The sequence below is a fragment of the Campylobacter sp. CFSAN093229 genome, from assembly GCF_011068225.1.
GTDB lineage: Bacteria > Campylobacterota > Campylobacteria > Campylobacterales > Campylobacteraceae > Campylobacter_D > Campylobacter_D jejuni.
Genome location: NZ_JAAMXB010000009.1, coordinates 52,451 through 71,642 on the forward strand (window position 1 = coordinate 52,451; position 19,192 = coordinate 71,642).

At 31.1% G+C, this 19,192-nt stretch carries 18 protein-coding genes and 1 pseudogene; 8 read left to right on the top strand and 11 right to left on the bottom strand.

All coding sequences use genetic code 11. The annotated features are described in order from the left end of the window. Positions 1–6 precede the first annotated feature (6 nt). From vvfC to FBE93_RS05830, 5 genes and pseudogenes are all read left to right on the top strand, one after another. A pseudogene (gene vvfC / locus FBE93_RS05805) lies at positions 7–3,633 on the top strand (autotransporter serine protease VvfC). Positions 3,634–3,714: 81 nt separating this feature from the next. After that, complete coding sequence (gene argC, locus FBE93_RS05815) at positions 3,715–4,743, top strand: N-acetyl-gamma-glutamyl-phosphate reductase (RefSeq protein WP_002933742.1); 1,029 nt, start codon at positions 3,715–3,717, stop codon at positions 4,741–4,743. A gap of 9 nt (positions 4,744–4,752) precedes the next feature. Beyond that, on the top strand, positions 4,753–5,199 hold the full coding sequence (locus FBE93_RS05820; protein WP_165434258.1) for an N-acetyltransferase: 447 nt from the start codon (positions 4,753–4,755) through the stop codon (positions 5,197–5,199). 3 nt (positions 5,200–5,202) lie between these two features. Continuing rightward, positions 5,203–6,048, top strand: a complete 846-nt coding sequence (argB, locus tag FBE93_RS05825; protein WP_072225809.1) for an acetylglutamate kinase — start codon at positions 5,203–5,205, stop codon at positions 6,046–6,048. Positions 6,049–6,051: 3 nt separating this feature from the next. After that, positions 6,052–7,239, top strand: a complete 1,188-nt coding sequence (locus FBE93_RS05830) for an aspartate aminotransferase family protein (protein WP_165434259.1) — start codon at positions 6,052–6,054, stop codon at positions 7,237–7,239. Between the two features lie 19 nt (positions 7,240–7,258). Here FBE93_RS05830 and FBE93_RS05835 read toward each other — a convergent pair whose 3' ends face one another. Next, complete coding sequence (locus tag FBE93_RS05835; RefSeq protein WP_002851780.1) at positions 7,259–7,888, bottom strand: protein-L-isoaspartate(D-aspartate) O-methyltransferase; 630 nt, start codon at positions 7,886–7,888, stop codon at positions 7,259–7,261. Between the two features lie 88 nt (positions 7,889–7,976). Here FBE93_RS05835 and FBE93_RS05840 point away from each other — a divergent pair, with 88 nt between their 5' ends. Further along, complete coding sequence (locus FBE93_RS05840) at positions 7,977–8,525, top strand: gamma carbonic anhydrase family protein (RefSeq protein WP_002933739.1); 549 nt, start codon at positions 7,977–7,979, stop codon at positions 8,523–8,525. Here FBE93_RS05840 and FBE93_RS05845 read toward each other — a convergent pair. The 7 genes from FBE93_RS05845 to FBE93_RS05875 form a co-directional block, all read right to left on the bottom strand. Further along, a complete protein-coding gene (locus FBE93_RS05845; protein WP_165434260.1) occupies positions 8,494–9,867 on the bottom strand; it encodes a nicotinate phosphoribosyltransferase in 1,374 nt (457 codons plus the stop codon). The genes FBE93_RS05840 and FBE93_RS05845 overlap by 32 nt on opposite strands. Then, positions 9,854–10,876, bottom strand: a complete 1,023-nt coding sequence (locus FBE93_RS05850) for a ribonucleotide-diphosphate reductase subunit beta (protein WP_002851758.1) — start codon at positions 10,874–10,876, stop codon at positions 9,854–9,856. The genes FBE93_RS05845 and FBE93_RS05850 overlap by 14 nt, the downstream gene beginning before the upstream one ends. Positions 10,877–10,889: 13 nt before the next feature. Then, positions 10,890–11,300: an RDD family protein gene (locus FBE93_RS05855; protein WP_002851998.1), complete on the bottom strand. Its 411-nt coding sequence runs from the start codon at positions 11,298–11,300 to the stop codon at positions 10,890–10,892. Then, positions 11,301–11,909 (bottom strand): orotate phosphoribosyltransferase, encoded by a 609-nt coding sequence (gene pyrE / locus FBE93_RS05860; protein ID WP_165434261.1) that lies wholly within the window; start codon positions 11,907–11,909, stop codon positions 11,301–11,303. Positions 11,910–11,911: 2 nt separating this feature from the next. Further along, complete coding sequence (frr, locus tag FBE93_RS05865) at positions 11,912–12,475, bottom strand: ribosome recycling factor (RefSeq protein ID WP_079460285.1); 564 nt, start codon at positions 12,473–12,475, stop codon at positions 11,912–11,914. Positions 12,476–12,484: 9 nt separating this feature from the next. Then, a complete protein-coding gene (gene secG / locus FBE93_RS05870; RefSeq protein ID WP_002933735.1) occupies positions 12,485–12,853 on the bottom strand; it encodes a preprotein translocase subunit SecG in 369 nt (122 codons plus the stop codon). Positions 12,854–12,956: 103 nt separating this feature from the next. After that, a complete protein-coding gene (locus tag FBE93_RS05875) occupies positions 12,957–13,652 on the bottom strand; it encodes a Bax inhibitor-1/YccA family protein (protein WP_002851668.1) in 696 nt (231 codons plus the stop codon). A 159-nt stretch (positions 13,653–13,811) separates the two neighbouring features. On the opposite strand from FBE93_RS05875, the gene FBE93_RS05880 reads away from it, so the two are divergent. Beyond that, a complete protein-coding gene (locus FBE93_RS05880; protein ID WP_002851887.1) occupies positions 13,812–14,447 on the top strand; it encodes a carbonic anhydrase in 636 nt (211 codons plus the stop codon). Next, the gene (locus tag FBE93_RS05885; protein WP_165434262.1) at positions 14,444–16,327 is read left to right on the top strand and encodes a mechanosensitive ion channel family protein; all 1,884 of its coding nucleotides are present in this window, start codon (positions 14,444–14,446) and stop codon (positions 16,325–16,327) included. The genes FBE93_RS05880 and FBE93_RS05885 overlap by 4 nt, the downstream gene beginning before the upstream one ends. 23 nt (positions 16,328–16,350) lie before the next feature. Here the strand turns inward: FBE93_RS05885 and FBE93_RS05890 are convergent, their stop codons facing one another. The 3 genes from FBE93_RS05890 to FBE93_RS05900 all read right to left on the bottom strand — a co-directional run bounded on the left by FBE93_RS05890 (position 16,351) and on the right by FBE93_RS05900 (position 19,092). Beyond that, positions 16,351–17,322, bottom strand: coding sequence for an iron-sulfur cluster assembly scaffold protein (locus FBE93_RS05890; RefSeq protein WP_165434263.1), 972 nt, complete (start codon positions 17,320–17,322; stop codon positions 16,351–16,353). 9 nt (positions 17,323–17,331) lie between these two features. Then, positions 17,332–18,513, bottom strand: a complete 1,182-nt coding sequence (locus FBE93_RS05895) for a NifS family cysteine desulfurase (RefSeq protein ID WP_002933729.1) — start codon at positions 18,511–18,513, stop codon at positions 17,332–17,334. Between the two features lie 177 nt (positions 18,514–18,690). Next, on the bottom strand, positions 18,691–19,092 hold the full coding sequence (locus FBE93_RS05900; RefSeq protein ID WP_165434264.1) for a bacteriohemerythrin: 402 nt from the start codon (positions 19,090–19,092) through the stop codon (positions 18,691–18,693). Between the last annotated feature and the right edge of the window lie 100 nt (positions 19,093–19,192).

The following is a 19,192-nucleotide window of genomic DNA, read 5'->3' on the forward strand; positions in this document are numbered from 1 at the left end:
GGATTTATGAAACTAAAATTATCTTTTTGTGCATTAATGGCATTTGGTTTTTCTAATTATCTTTTTGCTTCGGCCATTGATCCAAAGTTTTATTTTCAAGAATATCTTGATTTTGCTAGCAATAAGGGTAAATTTCAAGTAGGTCAAATTGGCTTTGAAATTTTAGCAAAAAATCCTAATCAAAACATCTCTTTCAATGTACCTATGATTGATTTTTCTACTTCAAATCGTGGAGGAAAATTCCAAGGAGAATTTACCAATATAGGACAATCTTATATAGTCAGTGCTTCTCATATGAGTACAAGTTCAAATACTGGGGAAGTAAATAAAGGCTATGTGAAACAAGGTAGTGTTTTACACTTTGGAGGTGTAGCAAATAGAATCGTAAGCTCAAGTGATAATTTTACTTATAAGAAAGAAAATGTGGATTTTGCTGTTTTAAAAATGAGTAAGATCAATCTCAATAAAAGTGCAAATTTGAGTAAAGATTTCAATTTTATTGAAAAAGATTCTGGCGATGGTGGAGATATTTATGAATACAAGGATCCTTTTTGGGATAGTTGTCAAAGTGGAAAATGTGATTATTCTAAAGGCAAAGGCAAGCTTTTTGATAGTTCGCGTTATGAGTACTTTGTAAGAGAGGGAAGTGGTATTGTAGCTTTAGGTTTTGAAGATACAAATAAAGTACCCATTAAGATTTTTGATTCTAATGAAATTAATTTAGGAGGTTTTGTCAGTTTAGCTCCTAAAAATACTGAAGATAAGCGTTTTAAGTTGCAATTTCTTAATTATACCAATGATAAAAGAAATCCTTTTGCAAGTTCTTCAACACCTGGGGATTCTGGAAGTGGAGTTTATGTTTATGATAAGATTGATAAAAAATGGTATTTAGTAGGTGTAGTAAGTACGAGTAATTGTAATGCCCATTTTACTGATGGATATACTTGTTCACAGGTTGATTATGCTTTGATCAATCAAGCAAAGATCAATGAATTTCAAAATACTCATAAAGTAGCCATAGGATCTGGAACTTATGCACTTAGTAGTGATGGTTTGATGAAAGATGGTAAAAAAATAGAAAATGTAAGTTTGATTTCTGGGACTAATGCGGGTTATGTAAGCTATAAAAATTCTTTTGATGATAAGACTAAATATGATAAGAGAATTGAAGAAATGCAAAATAGCAAGGATTTGTATTTTTCTCAAAATGGAAGTATAAATTTAAATAGCGATGTGGATTTAGGCGCTAGTGTTTTAAATTTTGAACAAAATTCAAATTGGCAAATAACAGGCGACAAATGGCTTATACATGGAGGAATTTACGCTGATAAGGGTTCAAGTATAGAATATAATGTTAAAACCAAAAAAGATGATTTTCTTTATAAAATGGGCGAAGGGGAGCTTATTGTCAAAAGTCAAAGTGTGGATGCAGGACTTAGAATGGGTGAGGGCAAGGTAAGTCTTGAGGGTGAAGGTTTGAGTTTTGGCGAAATTTATATGAATGGTGGAACTTTAGGGTTTAAAAACGCACAAAATTTAAAAACCGACACTTTATATATGAATGGTGGAACTTTGGATCTATCGGGCTTAACATTAAAATTTGATCAAATTAAAGCTAACTCTAATAATGTTTTTATTACAAGCTCTAAAGCAGGGGCAAATTTAAATTTAGAAAACAAGCAAAATTATCTTTATCATGGCAATATTTTTTCAGATGAGGCCATAACAATTAGTGCTAATACAGATAAAGCTTTGATTTTTGATGGTAATATTTACAATAAAGAAGGTGTTTTTAAGGCAGAAAATGCCAAGTTAAATTTTCAAGGACATGCTAGAATACACGCTTATGTAAGCGAAGAACAAGCTAAAAAACTTCAAGAGCAAGGTTTAAGTGCTTTAACCAAACCTGTAAGTTTTACACAAGAAGATTGGGAAGATAGGGTTTTTGTTTTAAAAGAGCTTAATTTAGAAAAAAGCGAGTTTTATTTAGGACGAAATGCAAGCTTAAAAGTAGAAAACCTTAATGCTAAAAATTCCAAAATAGAGCTTGGAAGTAAAAATTTATGGATCGATGAAAAAGATGGAGAAAATATCATTGATAAAGTTCAAGATAGTTTTTATGGAGATGTTTCATATACAGGGGTTGGTAAAGAAATGGGATTTGAGCAAAAGCTTCAAAATACCCAAAATGCTAAGATAGAAAAGGTTTATTTTAGTGGGAATTTAAATCTTAATAATTCTGATGCTACTTTACAAAACATAGTTTTTAGCGGTAATATTAAAGGTGTTGATGATGTGCAAAAAAATCTTGTGATTAAAGATTCTTTGCTTGAGTCTAATATACAAATGAGTAATATTCAAGCAGAAAAAAGTGCCATTTATGGGAAAGTTGATACAAACAAATTAAATGCAAATAATACAATATTTAAAATCAATGTGGATTTTGAAAAATCTAAAGCAGATTATGTTAATTCTAAGGAAAGCGCGTAAGGAACAAATAATACTTTAGTATTAAATTTTCTTAATAATCCTAGTAAAAAAGAGGGTTTAAATATCTTACTAGCTCATTTAAAAGATGAAAATAAACATTTAACAAAGGAATTTTTTACTATACCAAATGTGGAGCAAGGTTTTAGTATTTATACCCCAAATGTTGTTTTTTCTCACAATAAGGAAAATTTTGCCCAGTGGAATTTAGAAAAAATTGATTCTAAAATTAAAGATGAGTATTTTTTTACTAATGATAATACTCAAGCTATTGCAAAAGCTAAATCTATACTTGCTCAAGCTACTTTAGGCTCCATGATAGAATGGAATAATATGCATAAAAGAATGGGGGAATTACGTAATAATCCTTACGAAAGTGGTGTATGGTTAAGAACTTTTGGAGGGGGTACGAGTGATGAGTATAATAGTGGAAAATACTTTGAAATTCAAAGCGGATATGATAAATTAAACGAGTATTCGAATTTCGAACTTTATAGCGGGGTGATGATCAATTATACAAATATGAATTTAAGTGCTACTGATTTAAGTGCGAAATTAAATGGTTATGGAATAGGACAGTATTTTAGCTTTTTGTTTAATGAAGGTTTTTATAGTGATTTTGTTTTAAGATATATTTATCATCAAAATGAAGTAAATGCAAATTTTATCCCAGGAAATCAAGGTAGACTAGATGATAATGATGGTTCGCATAATATCATCTTAAGTGCTGAGTTAGGTTATAGAAAAAATTATGATAAATTTTATCTTGAGCCGAGTTTGGAATTTATCAGTGGTTATGTAGGAGCTATGGATCTAAAAGGAGATATTGCCAGTTTAAAACGATCTTCTTATATTCCTTTAGTCGCAAAAACAGCATTTTTCATAGGAAGTCAAAATCAAAATTTAAATTTTAGAACAGGACTTGGTTTGTATGCAGATCTGATTAAAACAGGAGATCAAATTTTAGAGGATCAAGCAAGTCAGAGAAGATATGAAGGAAAAAAAGATCAAAGAATGTTTATAAATTTAGGAAGTGATTATAAGCTTAATGATAAAACACGCTTTAGTTTCGAATTTGAAAAGACATTTTTTGGCGATTTAAATGTGGATTGGAGTGTAAATGCTAATTTAAGATATAGTTTTTAAATAAAAAATAATTTAAAAATTGTATTTTTATTTTAAGCTTTTTTTGTTTATAATACTTGCTTTTACATTTAAAGGATAAAGATGAAAATAAAAGTTGGGATTTTAGGAGCGAGTGGTTATGCGGGCAATGAGCTTGTACGCATTTTGCTTAATCATCCCAAAGTTGAAATTTCTTATTTAGGTTCGAGTTCTAGCGTGGGGCAAAATTATCAAGATCTTTATCCTAATACCCCTTTAAATTTATGTTTTGAAAACAAAAATTTAGATGAATTTGAACTTGATCTTTTGTTTTTGGCTACTCCGCATGAATTTAGTGCTAAGCTTTTAAATGAGAATTTGTTAAAAAAGATGAAAATCATTGATTTAAGTGCGGATTTTCGTCTTAAAAATCCTAAAGATTATGAGCTTTGGTATAAATTCACTCATCCTAATCAAGAGCTTTTGCAAAATGCGGTTTATGGACTTTGCGAGCTTTATAAAGAAGAGATAAAAAAAGCAAGTTTAGTGGCAAATCCAGGTTGCTATACCACTTGTTCTATCTTAAGTCTTTATCCGCTTTTTAAAGAAAAAATCATCGATTTTAACTCAGTTATCATTGATGCAAAAAGTGGAGTAAGCGGAGCAGGAAGAAGTGCAAAGATGGAAAATCTTTTTTGCGAAGTTAATGAAAATATCAAAGCTTATGGTTTGGCTTCGCACCGCCATACACCCGAAATTGAAGAGCATTTAAGTTATGCGGCCAAAGAGAAAATCACTCTACAATTTACCCCTCATCTTGTGCCTATGCAAAGAGGAATTTTAATCAGTGCTTATGCAAATTTAAAAGAGGACTTGCAAGAACAAGATATACGCGATATTTATACAAAATACTATCAAAACAATAAATTCATAAGGCTTTTACCGCCGCAGTCGCTTCCGCAGACTCGGTGGGTTAAATCAAGCAATTTTGCGGATATAAATTTTAGTGTAGATCAACGCACAAAGCGTGTTATTGTGCTTGGTGCTATTGATAATTTAATCAAAGGTGCAGCAGGACAAGCTGTTCAAAATATGAATTTAATGTTTGATTTTGATGAAGATGAAGGACTTAAATTCTTTGCAAATTTGTAAAGGATAAAAATGTTAATACGAGCTATGCAAAAAAGCGATTATGAAGCCGTTTATAAGCTTTGGTGGGAGATAAAAGGCTTTGGGATAAGAAGCATTGATGATAGCAAAGAAAATATAGAAAATTTTTTAGATAGAAACCCAGATCTTAGTGTTGTAGCAGTGCTTGGTGAAGAAATTGTAGGAAGCATACTTTGCGGGCATGATGGACGCACAGGGGGATTTTATCATGTATGTGTGCATAAAGATCATAGAAAAAAGGGTATAGCACACGAGATGACAAAATTTTGTCTTGAGGCCTTAAAAGCTCAAAAGATCAATAAAATCGCCTTAATCGCTTTTAAAAACAATGATTTAGGCAATGAGTTTTGGAAACATTATGGTTTTACTTTAAGAGAGGATGCGAATTATTACGATCTTTCTTTAAATGAGTATAATCAAACTAGCTTTAATGCTTAAGGAATGATCATGCAAAAATATTTAGAAAAAGCCAATGTCTTAATCGAAGCTTTGCCTTATATACGCAAATTTAATTCCAAGATTATACTTATAAAATACGGCGGATCAGCTATGGAAAATGAAGAGCTAAAGCATTGCGTGATGCAAGATATAGCTCTTTTAAAACTTGTGGGTTTAAAGCCTATCATCGTACATGGTGGGGGAAAAGATATTTCTGCTATGTGTGAAAAATTAGGCGTAAAGAGTGAGTTTAAAAACGGTCTTAGAGTTAGTGATAAAGCCACTACTGAAGTAGCCAGTATGGTTTTAAATCATATCAATAAAAATTTAGTCCATAGTTTGCAAAATTTAGGAGTTAAAGCCATAGGGCTTTGTGGTAAAGATGGCGCGCTTTTAGAATGTGTGAAAAAAGATGAAAATTTAGCTTTTGTTGGCACGATACAAAAGGTAAATTCGAAAATTTTAGAAGAGCTTTTGGAAAAAGATTTTTTACCTATCATTGCTCCTATTGGCATGGATGAGAATTTTAATACTTATAATATCAACGCTGATGACGCAGCTTGTGCGATCGCTAAGGCTTTAAGGGCTGAAAAACTTGCTTTTCTAACCGATACTGCAGGGCTTTATGAGGATTTTAATGATAAAAATTCTTTAATTTCTAAAATCAACCTTGAACAGGCTAAAATTTTAGCTCCTAAAATAGAAGGTGGTATGCATGTAAAATTAAAATCTTGCATTGATGCTTGTCAAAATGGAGTCAAAAAGGTACATATTTTAGATGGGCGTGTGAAACATTCTTTGTTGCTTGAGTTTTTTACCGATGAAGGTATAGGCACTTTGGTGGGTTAAAGGATGAAAATGGATTATAAAGAACAAAGTCATATTATCCCTACTTATAAGCGTTTTGATATAGTTTTAGAAAAAGGGCAGGGGGTTTATCTTTTTGATGATAAGTCTAAAAAATATCTTGATTTTTCAAGTGGCATAGGTGTTTGTGCTTTAGGATATAATCATGCTAAATTTAATGCTAAAATCAAAGCTCAAGTGGATAAACTTTTACATACTAGCAATTTATATTATAATGAAAACATAGCCGCTGCAGCTAAAAATTTAGCCAAAGCTAGTGCTTTAGAGCGTGTTTTTTTTACAAATTCTGGTACAGAAGGTATAGAAGGAGCGATGAAAACAGCTAGAAAATACGCCTTTAACAAAGGTATTAAGGGTGGACAATTTATCGCTTTTAAGCATTCTTTTCATGGGCGTACTTTAGGGGCTTTATCGCTTACTGCTAATGAAAAATATCAAAAGCCTTTTAAACCTTTAATTTCAGGGGTTAAATTTGCAAAATATAATGATATTTCAAGCGTTGAAAAACTGGTAAATGAAAAAACTTGCGCCATTATCTTAGAAAGCGTGCAAGGAGAAGGTGGGATAAATCCTGCAAATAAAGATTTTTACAAAGCCTTAAGAAAGCTTTGCGATGAAAAAGATATATTATTAATCGCTGATGAAATTCAATGTGGTATGGGTAGAAGTGGAAAATTTTTTGCCTATGAGCACGCACAAATTTTGCCTGATATCATGACTTCAGCGAAGGCCTTGGGTTGTGGGCTTAGTGTGGGTGCTTTTGTAATAAATCAAAAGGTAGCAAGCAATTCTTTAGAAGCGGGCGATCATGGTAGCACTTATGGGGGAAATCCTTTGGTTTGTGTAGGAGTGAATGCGGTTTTTGAAATTTTTAAAGAAGAAAAAATTTTAGAAAATGTCAATAAACTTACGCCTTATTTAGAGCAAAGTTTAGATGAGTTGATCAAAGAATTTGATTTTTGTAAAAAACGCAAAGGCTTAGGGTTTATGCAAGGGTTGAGCCTTGATAAAAATGTAAAAGTATCCAAGGTCATTCAAAAATGCCAAGAAAATGCACTTTTACTGATAAGTTGCGGGGAGAATGATTTGAGATTTTTACCTCCTTTGATTTTGCAAAAAGAACATATTGATGAAATGAGTGAAAAGTTAAGAAAGGCTCTAAAGAGTTTTTAATAAATTTTGTAAAAAAAGTTTATTCTTTCCCATCTACTATAGGCACAAATAAACATTCTTCTAAAATTTCTTTTTGTAAATTTGTGCCATTTTTTCTAAGGCGTGTGATGAATTGTTTGCCATTGTGTAAAATAGGAGCGACTAAAATCCCGTCATCGCTTAATTGATCGAGTAAAATTTCAGGAATTTGTGTCGCATAAGCAGAAAATAAAATCCTATCATAAGGAGCATAATTTTTCCAGCCATTTTGCCCATCATCAAATTTTACATTGATATTAAAAAGTTCTAATTCTCTGAAAGTTTGAGCGGCTTTTTTGGCTAAATTTTCTATGCGTTCTATGGTAAAAACACGCCTTATGACTTTGCTTAAAATCGCAGCTTGATAGCCACTTCCACAACCTATCTCTAAAATACTATCAGCATTTTTAAAATCTAAGGCCATAGTCATTTTAGCTACAGTTAAAGGTGAACTAATCCATTGAGAATTTGCCAAAGGCAAAGCATCAAGGCGATAAGCATGGGCTTTTAAAGGAGAAAAAATTTCACGCGGAATTTGACAAAAAGCATTAAAAAGCTCTTCATTGATAAAAACTTTTTGTGCAATTTCTTCAGCCATATTTTGACATCTTTTTTGTTCAAATGCGTTCATTACTTCTCCTATAAATTTAAATAAAAATTGTAACTAAAAAAGTTGAAATAGAGTTAAACTTAGCTATACTTAAATAAAAAGGAAAAAAATGCTTATAAAATTTAAAAATCATAGTCCCAAACTAGGTCAAAATGTTTTTGTTGCAGAGGGCGCTAAAATCATAGGAGAAATAGAAATAGGAGATGAAAGTAGTATTTGGTTTAATTGTGTTTTAAGAGCCGATGTTAATTTTATAAAAATTGGCAAAAGAACCAATATTCAAGATCTTAGTACGGTGCATGTTTGGCATAGGGAATTTGATAAAAAAGGAAAGTTAAAAGACGCTGGTTTTCCTACGATAATAGGAGATGATGTAACTATAGGACATAATTGCGTTATCCATGCTTGTGTGATAAAAAATCGTGTTTTAATTGGAATGAATGCTGTTATCATGGATAATGCTTTGATAGAAGAAGATAGCATAGTGGGTGCTGGAAGCGTTGTAACAAAGGGTAAAAAATTTCCGCCACGCTCTTTGATACTTGGAAATCCTGCAAAATTTGTGCGTGAATTAAACGATGAAGAAGTCAGCTTTCTAAAACAATCCGCTTTAAATTATGTAGATTTTAAAAACGAGTTTTTAAAAGATCTTCAGTGATATTTTGAAGTTTAGGCGAGAGTTTTACTTCAAATTTCACAAAACGATCAAGATCTAAAAAACTCTCATCGAGTTTTGAAATTTGCTCTTTTGTATAATCTTGAATAGTATTTAAAGATGACTTTTTAAGAAGTCTTTTTTCTTTGTAGACTAATTCTAAAAGTTCTTTGCGTTCTAAATTTTCATCTTGATTTGGGTTTTCGTCAAAAACATAAAGCTCATCAAAAAGGATTTTTTGCGTGTTTTTATCATAAACCCTAAAAAGCTTTTTAAAATGAGGTAGGGTTGATTTTTCGTTATTTTCGCTGATTTTGATTTTAGGTTTTATGCCTTGATCTTCTAAGGCTGCGAGTTTATAAACGCAACTAAAAATAGGGTCACTTGAAGCAGTGATCAATCTTTCGCCTACACCAAAGATATCAATAGGTGCATTTTGTTCTTTGAGTTTTTTAATGCTCCATTCATCAAGGGCGTTAGAAACTATGATTTTACATTTTTGAAGTCCTGCTTGATCAAGCTCTTGTCTGATTTTCAAACTCAACTCAAGTAAATTTCCAGAATCTATTCTCACACCGCCTTCTTGGATACCAAATTCTTTAAAAACTTTAATCGCATTTTTAAGTCCGCTATTTAGACAATCATAAGTATCGATCAAAAAAACAGGATTTTTTGGATAAATTTTCACATAAGCTTTAAAAGCTTCAAGTTCATTTTCAAACATTTGCACCCAAGAATGTGCCATAGTTCCATTGATAGGGATATTATAAATTTTTCCTGCTAAAGTACAAGCACTTCCTATGCAACCTCCTATAAAAGCTGCTCTTGCTCCTTTTAAGGCTGCTTCACTTCCTTGTGCTCTGCGTGAACCAAATTCTAAAATTTTACTGTCTTTAGCTGCACGCACGATACGATTAGTTTTGGTAGCAATAAGGCTTTGATGATTTAAGCTTAAAAGTAAAAAAGTTTCTAAAAGCTGTGCTTCTATAGTTGTAGCCTTAATACAAAGCAAAGGTTCGTTTGGAAAAATCACTTCTCCTTCACGCATGGCATAAATTTCACCTTTAAATTTAAAGCTGGCTAAAAAATCTAAAAATTCTGTATCAAAAATACCTTGTTTTCTTAAAAATTCTATATCTTCTGTATCAAAACTCAAATTTTCAACAAAGTCTAAAATATCTTCAAGACCTGCAAAAATAGCAAAAGAACCCGAATCTGGAATTTTTCTAAAAAATATATCAAAATAACAAATTTGATCTTTTTTACTGTTTTTGAAATAGCCTTGAGACATTGTAAATTCATAAAAATCACAAAGCAAGGCTAAAGAAGTTTTAGAAGTCATCAAAGCTTATACTACCCTTAGAATAATTCGTTACTTTACTTTCAAAGAAATTGCTCTTTTGATCGTTAAATTTTGAAAAATCATCCACCCATTTAATAGGATGTTTTGCATTGTATAACTTATCTAAATTGATCGCACTTAATCTTTGATCTACAAGATAATGGATATATTCTTCTATGATATCATCAGTAAAGCCCATGATTTGATTTTGAGTGATGTATTTACCCCATTTGATCTCAAGATCTCCAGCTTTTTTAAACATATCATAAATTTTATTGATATTTTCATCATGGAATAAATCAGGTCTTTCTTTGCGTACTGAATTGATCATATTTTGAAATAATAAAAGATGTGTGATTTCATCTCTTTGGATAAAGCGGATCATTTGTGCTGAACCTAGCATTTTTCCTGCACGCGCAAGTGCGTAAATAGCAGTAAAACCACTATAAAAATATACTCCTTCTAAAATTTGATTTGCCACCATAGCTAAAAGAAGTTTATTATCATCTACATCGCCTGCTAATTCTTCATAAATGCTTGAAATAAAGTCATTTTTTTCACGCAAAGTTTCATCATGCTTTTCCATTTCATAAATCAAATCTGTATTATCGCAAATCGCTTCTACCATAACAGCGTAAGATTTTGAATGGTTTGCCTCTTCATAAGCTTGGCGTGCCAAAACTGCATTGATTTCAGGAGCTGTGATGTAAGGGTTGATATTGTCTGCTAAATTATTGGTTTGAAAACTATCCATAGAAATAAGCTGACTCCAAACCAAATCATACATTCTTTTTTCACCTGCAGTTAAATTACAGCGATAATCAAGTGCATCTTTAGTTGTATCCACTTCTTTTGGAAACCAAGTATTTGCCTCCATTAAATCCCAAAGTTTTAAAGCCCAAGTATATTTTGCCTTAGTGAAATTTAAAATTCCATGTGGGTTACCATCAAAAACTTTACGATCTCCTAGGGTTTCGTTTGAACTTGGATTGTAAATTCTTTTTCTTTGCATTTTTAACCTTTCTTTATGCTTTAGTAGCTATACAACTTTGAGTTAAAATATCGTGTAAATTTAAACGATCTTTTCTTACAAAACTGACAAATAAACCAAAGAGTAAGCCAAAACTTATAATAAATATCACATATCTTAGTAAAATTCTAAGAAAACTTAGTTTCTTTCCCGTTTTTATATCAATAAGATATAAATCATATGCTTTAAGACCTGGGCTTTGTGCCTTTTTTGTTAAAAAAATAGCTTGAATCAAACCAAATAAAAAAGTACATAAAGTTGTGATAAAATGGTTGTTTAAAAAAGCTTCTTTAGAGCCTAATAGAAAATAAAATAAATACAAAATAGGAACATAAATAAGAAAAATATCTATAAGCAAAGCTCTAAATCTTAGCCATCTAGAGCTAATTTTTGCTTTAGTTTTCATTTAATTTCCACGACTTCCTGGTTTTATAGCTTTACTCCCTTTTTTACAAAGTGGGCAATTTATTTCATCATAAATTTTAAATTCAAAATTTCCTAGAGTAAAGAGTGGTAAATTTTCAGGTAATTTCGCATTATCTTTTCTTGGAGATTTTAAATTTTCTACTGCACAAAAACCACGATTTGCCAATGCTGCAAAACCTACAACAATGCCACCTAAACTTTCAATGATTTTTGCACTCTCTAAAGCACTACCACCTGTAGTAATGATATCTTCACAAATTATAAATTTTTCACCCTTTTTTACTTCAAAACCACGTCTTAAAGTCATTTCTTTATTTACTCTTTCAGTGAAGATAAAACGTTTGCTACAAGCTCTTGCAAGCTCATAACCTGCTAAAATTCCACCTAAAGCAGGAGAACAAATGCTGTCAAATTCTATCTTATAGCTTGCAATAATCTTTGCAAGTTCATCACAAAGTTTTGCTGCTAATTTTGGATCCTCTAAAACTTTTGCACTTTGAAGATAAAATTGCGAATGTTTACCTGAACTTAGTAAAAAATGCCCTTCTAAATAAGCACCACAATCTTTATAAATTTGTTCTAAATTCATCGTTAAACCTTTAAAAGTTCACTTTCTTTGCTTTTTACACTCTCATCAATTTTTGTTGTATAGGTGTCGGTAAGTTTTTGTACTTCATCATAAGCTTTTTTTGCTTCATCTTCGCTTATTGCCTTATCTTTTTCTAGTTTTTTAACTGCATCGTTGGCATCTTTGCGTATATTTCTTATAGAAACTTTTGCCTTTTCACCCATAGCTTTAGCTTGTTTTACGTTTTCTTCTCTTTGCTCTCTAGTCATCGGAGGGAAAAATAATTTTACACTTTCGCCGTCATTATTTGGATTTACACCGATATTTGCAGCTGCAATAGCGCTTTCTATGGTTTTTAGTAAAGGTTTTTCCCAAGGAGTGATGCTAATAGTTGAAGCATCACTTGCTAAAACAGTTGCTACTTGATTTAAAGGAGTTTGAGTTCCATAGTAATCCACTGTAATATGATCTAAAATATGGGTATTAACTTTTCCAGTTCTTAAAGTGGTGAAGTCTTTTTTTAAGGCTTCTAAAGATTTTTCACTTTGGGTTTTTTGTTTGTTAAAAATTTCACTTAGCATTATCATTTCCTTTAATTATTTACTTGAATTAACATCGCTTGGAAGTTGTGGTGCACTTGGAGCGATAGAATTTGTGTTTGGGGCAGGCACAATAGGAGCACTTGGAATAGTAGTGTTGTTGTTTTCTACTTTAATTTTCTCTGCTAAAGAGTCCTTGCTAGCTTTATTGTATAAATAACCAAGACCAATAGTATTTGCAATAAGTAAAATTCCCATGACAAAGGTAAATTTTGCCAAAAATCCAGCCGGTCCTTTGGCGCCAAATAAACTTTCATTGCTTCCACTATAAGCTCCAAGTCCTATACTTGAACTTTTTTGAAGTAAAACTGCTATACAAATAACTACAACGATGATAAATTGTAAAATGATTAAAAGAGTGATCATTGAAAATTCCTAAAAGTTAATTTTTAAATGATTATTTTAACTAAATAAAACTTGAAAAGTTTTGAAACTTGAAAAGTTTTTGTGAGAAAAATCCCACAAAAACTTATCTGCTATTGAAGCTTCTTAAGATATTAAGTAAAGATACGAAAAGATTAACAAAATCAAGATAAAGTGCTACTGCACCTTCGATTGGAGTTTCATAATTTCCGCGGATAATATTTTGCGTATCATAAAGAATGTAAAATGAAAATAATATTGCAGCTACTGCTGAAATAGCTAGATTAACTATACTGCTTTGGAAGAAAAGGTTTAGTAAAGATGCTGCTACAATAACGATCAATACTATAAATAAAGCTTTACCCATAACAGTAAAATCTTTTTTTGTATTCATAGCAAATACACTAAGTCCTGCAAAAGCAACTGTTGTTAAAGCAAAAGCTTGAGCGATGATAATTCCTCCAGCTGGTAGAGCTAAAACTGAAATAAGTAAAGGTGTAAGCGTTAAACCTGAGCAGAAAGTAAAACCAAAAAGTAAAACAAGATTTAATGGAGCCTCTCTTTTTTTCCATTGCAAAGCAAATAAAAGTCCGATTTCAACAGCAAAAAGGATCCAAAAAGTTACTTGTGATTGTATAAAAAATGATGCTAAAGCAAAAATTCCTACATACGCACCTACTGTTGCAGCTAATAATGAAGCAGCAAAAAGTTGATAAGTTTGTTTAATAAAAATACTTAATTCGCTTGAGCGTGTATTTTCAAATTCTTTTGATCTTGAGTAGTCTCTATCATAAAGACTCATAAAATTCTCCTTGCAAAATTGTTAGATTTTTTAAAATCTTGAGCGAAATCTAACATATTAGACTAAATAAAAAGTTAATTTATATAATATCTTATGCTTAAATGAAATCTTTGCTGAAATTTTGTTATAATTTCAAGATTTTAGTTTCAGGTTGGTTTTATGGAAAATCTTATTAGCGGTGCGATTAAGTTTATGCAAGAAGACTTTAAGGAGCATGAAGAACTTTTTGAAAGTCTAAAAAATAAGCAAAATCCCCATACTCTTTTTATAGGTTGTTCTGATTCTAGAGTAATTCCAAATTTGATCACTAATACGGGTCCAGGTGAGCTTTTTGTAATACGAAATATTGCAAATATAGTTCCACCTTATCGCGTTGGAGAAGATTACTTGGCGACAACTTCAGCAATAGAGTATGCTTTAAATTCATTGCATATTAAAAATATCGTCGTTTGTGGCCATAGTAATTGTGGAGGTTGCAATGCTCTTTATTATTCTGATGAAGAGTTAAATAAAATTCCTAACGTGAAAAAATGGCTTACCATGTTAGATCCGATAAAAAAAGATGTGATGATTTTTGCAAGAGACGATTTGGCTATGCGTTCATGGCTTACAGAAAAATTAAATTTAGTAAATTCTTTGCAAAATATACTTACTTATCCAGGCGTGCAAGAAGCTTTAGATGAAGGAAAAATAGAAGTACATGCTTGGTATTATATTATAGAGACAGGTGAAATTTATGAGTATGATTTTAAAGCAAAAATTTTTACTTTAATACAGGATAGGAAAGTTCAATGAAAAAAATTATTTTTAGTTTATGTTTTTTTATTTTATACCTTGGAGCACAAGAATTTAAATTTATTGATGCAAATATTAGTAAAGAGGATGAAGGAATTTATGCTTTAGTTGAAAAATATGTTGATCTTAACAATCAAATTAAAGAATTTAAGAAAAACAATGATGAAAATTCAAGCACTTTTAATGGTATTTTAAGTGAATTTGAAAAAGACAAAAAGACTATTTTAGCAAAAATACCCGATATGATAGTAGGACAAAAGATTAATGAAGAGGCAGTGGCTAGATTTTTAAAAGCAAAAGAAAAATTACTAGATGTTCAAAAAAAGAATATTAATAAGCCTTATATTTATACAGATGCCACTCTTAATCTAGTTTATTTTAATATTGTGGAAAGTTTTTATTCTTCTTTGTTTGAAGTGGAAAAACTTTTTAAAAATACAGCAAGCAGTGAAGATTTGATTGCTACTGTTGATAAGGCAATGGAAAATTTACAAAATTCTTCTAATGTTAATTTAGATAGTTTTAAAAGCAAAATTACAAATCCAGAAGAATTAGAAAAAATTACCCTAAAAGAAAGATATGTCAGTAATGCTGTAGATTCTTATTCTGAAATTCTTAAGTATTTACGCTCAAATGCAGATTTGCTTGAAAGTAATTATATTTTTTCATTACTCGAGCTTCAAGTTTGGATAGATCGTATAAATGAGGCAATTGGGGTAAGTTTTGTTAATATCGGAAAAATAGTAATTTCTGCTTTGGTTTTAGTATTTTTTATATCTTTAAGACGTTTTTTTGCAAATATAGTATATTTTTTCCTTGTTCAGCTTTTTTATAGAAATAAAAATGATGTAGATGATATTAAAGTCATTTTTATTGAGAATATTAAAAAACCCGTAGGTTTCTTGTTGATTGTCTATGCTATTTCTCTTTGTCTTACTATAGCAACTTATCCTGCACCTTTGAGTGTAAATTTAAGTAATTTTTTTCATATAGTTTATGCAGTTTTAATTGCATGGCTTATTTTAAGAATGCTTGATGGTTATGGCGTGGTATTGGTTTCTAAACTTGCTCAAAAAAGTGGAAAAAAAGAAGTTGTAAATTTAATTATTAAAATTTTATATTTTGTCATTATTATCATAGCTTTATTATATATTCTTGCTCAACTTGGTTTTAATATTTCGGCTATTATTGCATCTTTGGGAATTGGTGGTTTAGCTGTTGCTTTAGCAGCGAAAGATATAATTGCAAATTTCTTTGCTTCTATACTCTTACTTTTTGATAATAGTTTTAATCAAGGAGATTGGGTAGAGGTTTCAGGTATAGAAGGAACAGTAGTTGAAATAGGACTTAGAAAAACTACTATTAGAACTTTTGATAATTGTCTCGTATTTTTACCAAATTCAACTATTATGGGAGCTAATATCAAAAATTGGAGTAAAAGACGCATGGGTCGCCATGTTAGAATGTATTTGGGTGTTGGTTATGATGCTACTCCTGAAAAACTAGAACAATGCGTAAAAGATCTAAGAGAATTTTTAGATACAAGTGATTTGGTAGCTCACGATGAGGATAGCGCATTAAAATATGGCGATCATACAACAAAATATCGTCAAAATCTTGTATCTATTAATGATTTAGAAGGCTATAAAAATGCTTGTTATGTGGCTTTAAGTGAATTTGCAGATAGTAGTATTAATATAGAGCTTTATTTTTATACCAAAGAAATAGGCGGAAAAGATTTTAGAGAAGCTAGACAAAGTTTAATGCTTGAGTTTATGCGTATAATTGAAAAAAATGGTTTAACCTTTGCTTTCCCAAGTCGTAGTATTTATATAGAAAATTTACCACCCCTTGATTTGCAAGCAAAAGCTATAAAATAGCAAGATTTTATCTTGCTATTTTTTTAAACCGGCATAACGCGTATATTTGGACTTAATTCTTCTTGTAAAATTGTTTCAATAGCATAAAGTGTTGCACCACTTCCACTAGAACAACCACTACAAGCACCAAGATAACGAATATAAACATCAATTGCTGCACCTTCAGCCTTTTGTATATCAATCACTTCCAAATCTCCACCATCATTATGAAGCATAGGGCGAATTTCAGCATCTAAAACACTTTCAACTGCTTTTAATTGTCCCACTACGGTCATTTCATCAAAAGCCACATCATTTTTCATTGTATTTTTGAGTTTTTCTCTATCTATTTCAGCTCTAGTTTCAGCTAAAATATCTACAAGGTAATAATCTCTTTTTTCATGTCCGCCTGGTTTGATACAGGATTTACAAAAAGCACCCGCTTTAGTATATTGTGTGATTTCTTCTACGCTATGCAAATCATTAAGTTTAATCACTTCTTTAATAGTTCCAAGACTTACCCTAGCACACTCGCAAACTATAATTTGATCTTCAAAATCTTCAGGACTTATGCCTTTATAATGCGCTGCTGCTTGTTTGATTACATCATAAGCCATAACCGAACAGTGCATTTTTTGAGGTGGAACAGCTGGAGTTTCTGGATTATCACGCATAGCAAATTCCACATCTAAATTTGTGATTTTTACTGCTTCATCTACAGTTTTTCCTATACAAAGATCCACCATAGTATCACTACTTGCTATAGCTGTGCCACAACCAAAACTTTTAAATTTTGCATCGATAATTTTATCAGTTTTTTCATCTACAAGCCAAAAAAGTCTTACCGCATCGCCGCAACTTTCTGCACCAAAATCAGCTACGATCAATTTTGCATTGCGTGCTTTAGCATCTTCTTCGCTAAATTCTCCCATATGTTGAGGATTATTCATTCTATCTTGAACTTTTTGTGAATACTCATCCCAAATGGATCCACCAATTAAACTATTTTTTCCCATTTTTCATCCTTATTTGTAATTATTTGGATTATAAGCATAAGTACAAGAAATTGCTCTTAATCTCTGTGTTGCATTTTTAATTTGTTTTGCTGCATAATCAATTTCTTCTTCAGTGTTAAAACGTGACAAAGAAAGTCTTAAAGCTGTATGCGCTAAATCATGCTCCGCACCGATAGCTTCCATAATAGGATTGCTTTCTAAAGCTTCACTTGCACAGGCTGAGCCCGTACTTGCAGCTATACCATTTTTATTTAAATCCCAAAGCATTGCTTCGCCTTCAACACCTTTAATACTTGCTAAGATTGTATTAGGCACACGGTGCTCTCTTTTTCCAACCACTGTTGTATCAGGTAAGGCTAAAATTTGATCTTCTAGTTTATCTCTTAAACGGCGTATATGAGAATCTTCAAAATCAAGCATAGTATTTGCAATACGCAAAGCCTCGCCCATAGCCACTATATAAGGTACATTTAAAGTCCCACTTCTACGACCACCCATGTGTTCTCCACCGTGTAAAAGTGGAGTAAGTTTAAGTCCTTTTTTTATAAAAAGTCCACCCACACCCTTTGGTCCATGAAATTTATGTGCCGAAAATGAAGCAAAATCAACTCCTACTTGAGTTAAATTAACCTTTATTTTACCTACTGCTTGAGTAGCATCTGTATGAAAAAGAGCACCAAATTCATGTGCAAGTTCTGCCATCGCTTTAATATCAAAAATCATACCTGTTTCATTATTTGCCCACATAACACTTACAAGTGCTGTTTTATCGCTAATCACTTTACGCAAATCTTCTACAGTAGAAACCCCTTCTTCATTTACAGGAAGTTCTATGACTTTTACTCCAAGACTTTTTAAAAAATAAGCAGCAGCAGTAATAGCAGGGTGTTCTACACTAGAAATAATCACTTCATTGCGTTCTTTATCTAAAATATGATCAAAATACACACCCTTAAGCACCCAGTTAATGCTTTCTGTCGCACAGGAGGTTACAACTATGTCGTCTAGGTCATTTGCTCCAAGTCCTGCATAAAGTTTATCCAAAGCTTCTCTTAAGGCAGGATGTGTTGCGCTACCATATTGATGAAGGCTATTTGGATTTCCATACATATCCTTTAAAAAAGGTAGCATCAACTCATAAGCATTAGGATCAAGCATTGTCGTTGCGTTGTTATCTAAATATACTTTCACTTTAAAATCCTTAATTTATCCTTAATTTTAATTAGGATATTTTTTATCTTTATTTGAAAACGGATAATAACAAAAATTTATAAAAATTAGGTTAAAAATTATAACAAAAATAAAATGCTAAAGTAAAATTTTAAAGTGAAATATTTTGTGAATTTTATATAGCAAAAATGAGAAATACTATTTCTTAAATTTTTCTTCGTAATACTTTACTATCTTTGAATCTTCTTTGGCTGTATGTTTAAAGATAAAATCTTGAACAACGAGATTTAATTTTTCGGTCATTATATTTACAAATTTAGCTTCACTGATGATAATTTCTTCAATTTCTAAGATAATTTTTCTATGAATTCTTGTATGATGGTTGATATAAGGATATTTTATTTCTCTCATAAAGGCTTCTTCATCTGAAAAATGTCTATTGATCATTATCAACAGCTCTCTTAAGACAATTTTTAATTCTTTTGTTCCAACATGACGCTGGTTCATTAAAGAGAGTTTTTTAGAAATTTCAAAAAGTTCTTTATGTTGATGATCTAAAAGATCATTATTCATTGAAATAATTTTTTCATTATAAGTCATGGTTTTGAGTACTTTTATATTTATATTTTTCGAGAGCGGATTATAATGCTATAATACTTAAAATTTTATTAATTAATTATATAAAAATTATTATTATTAA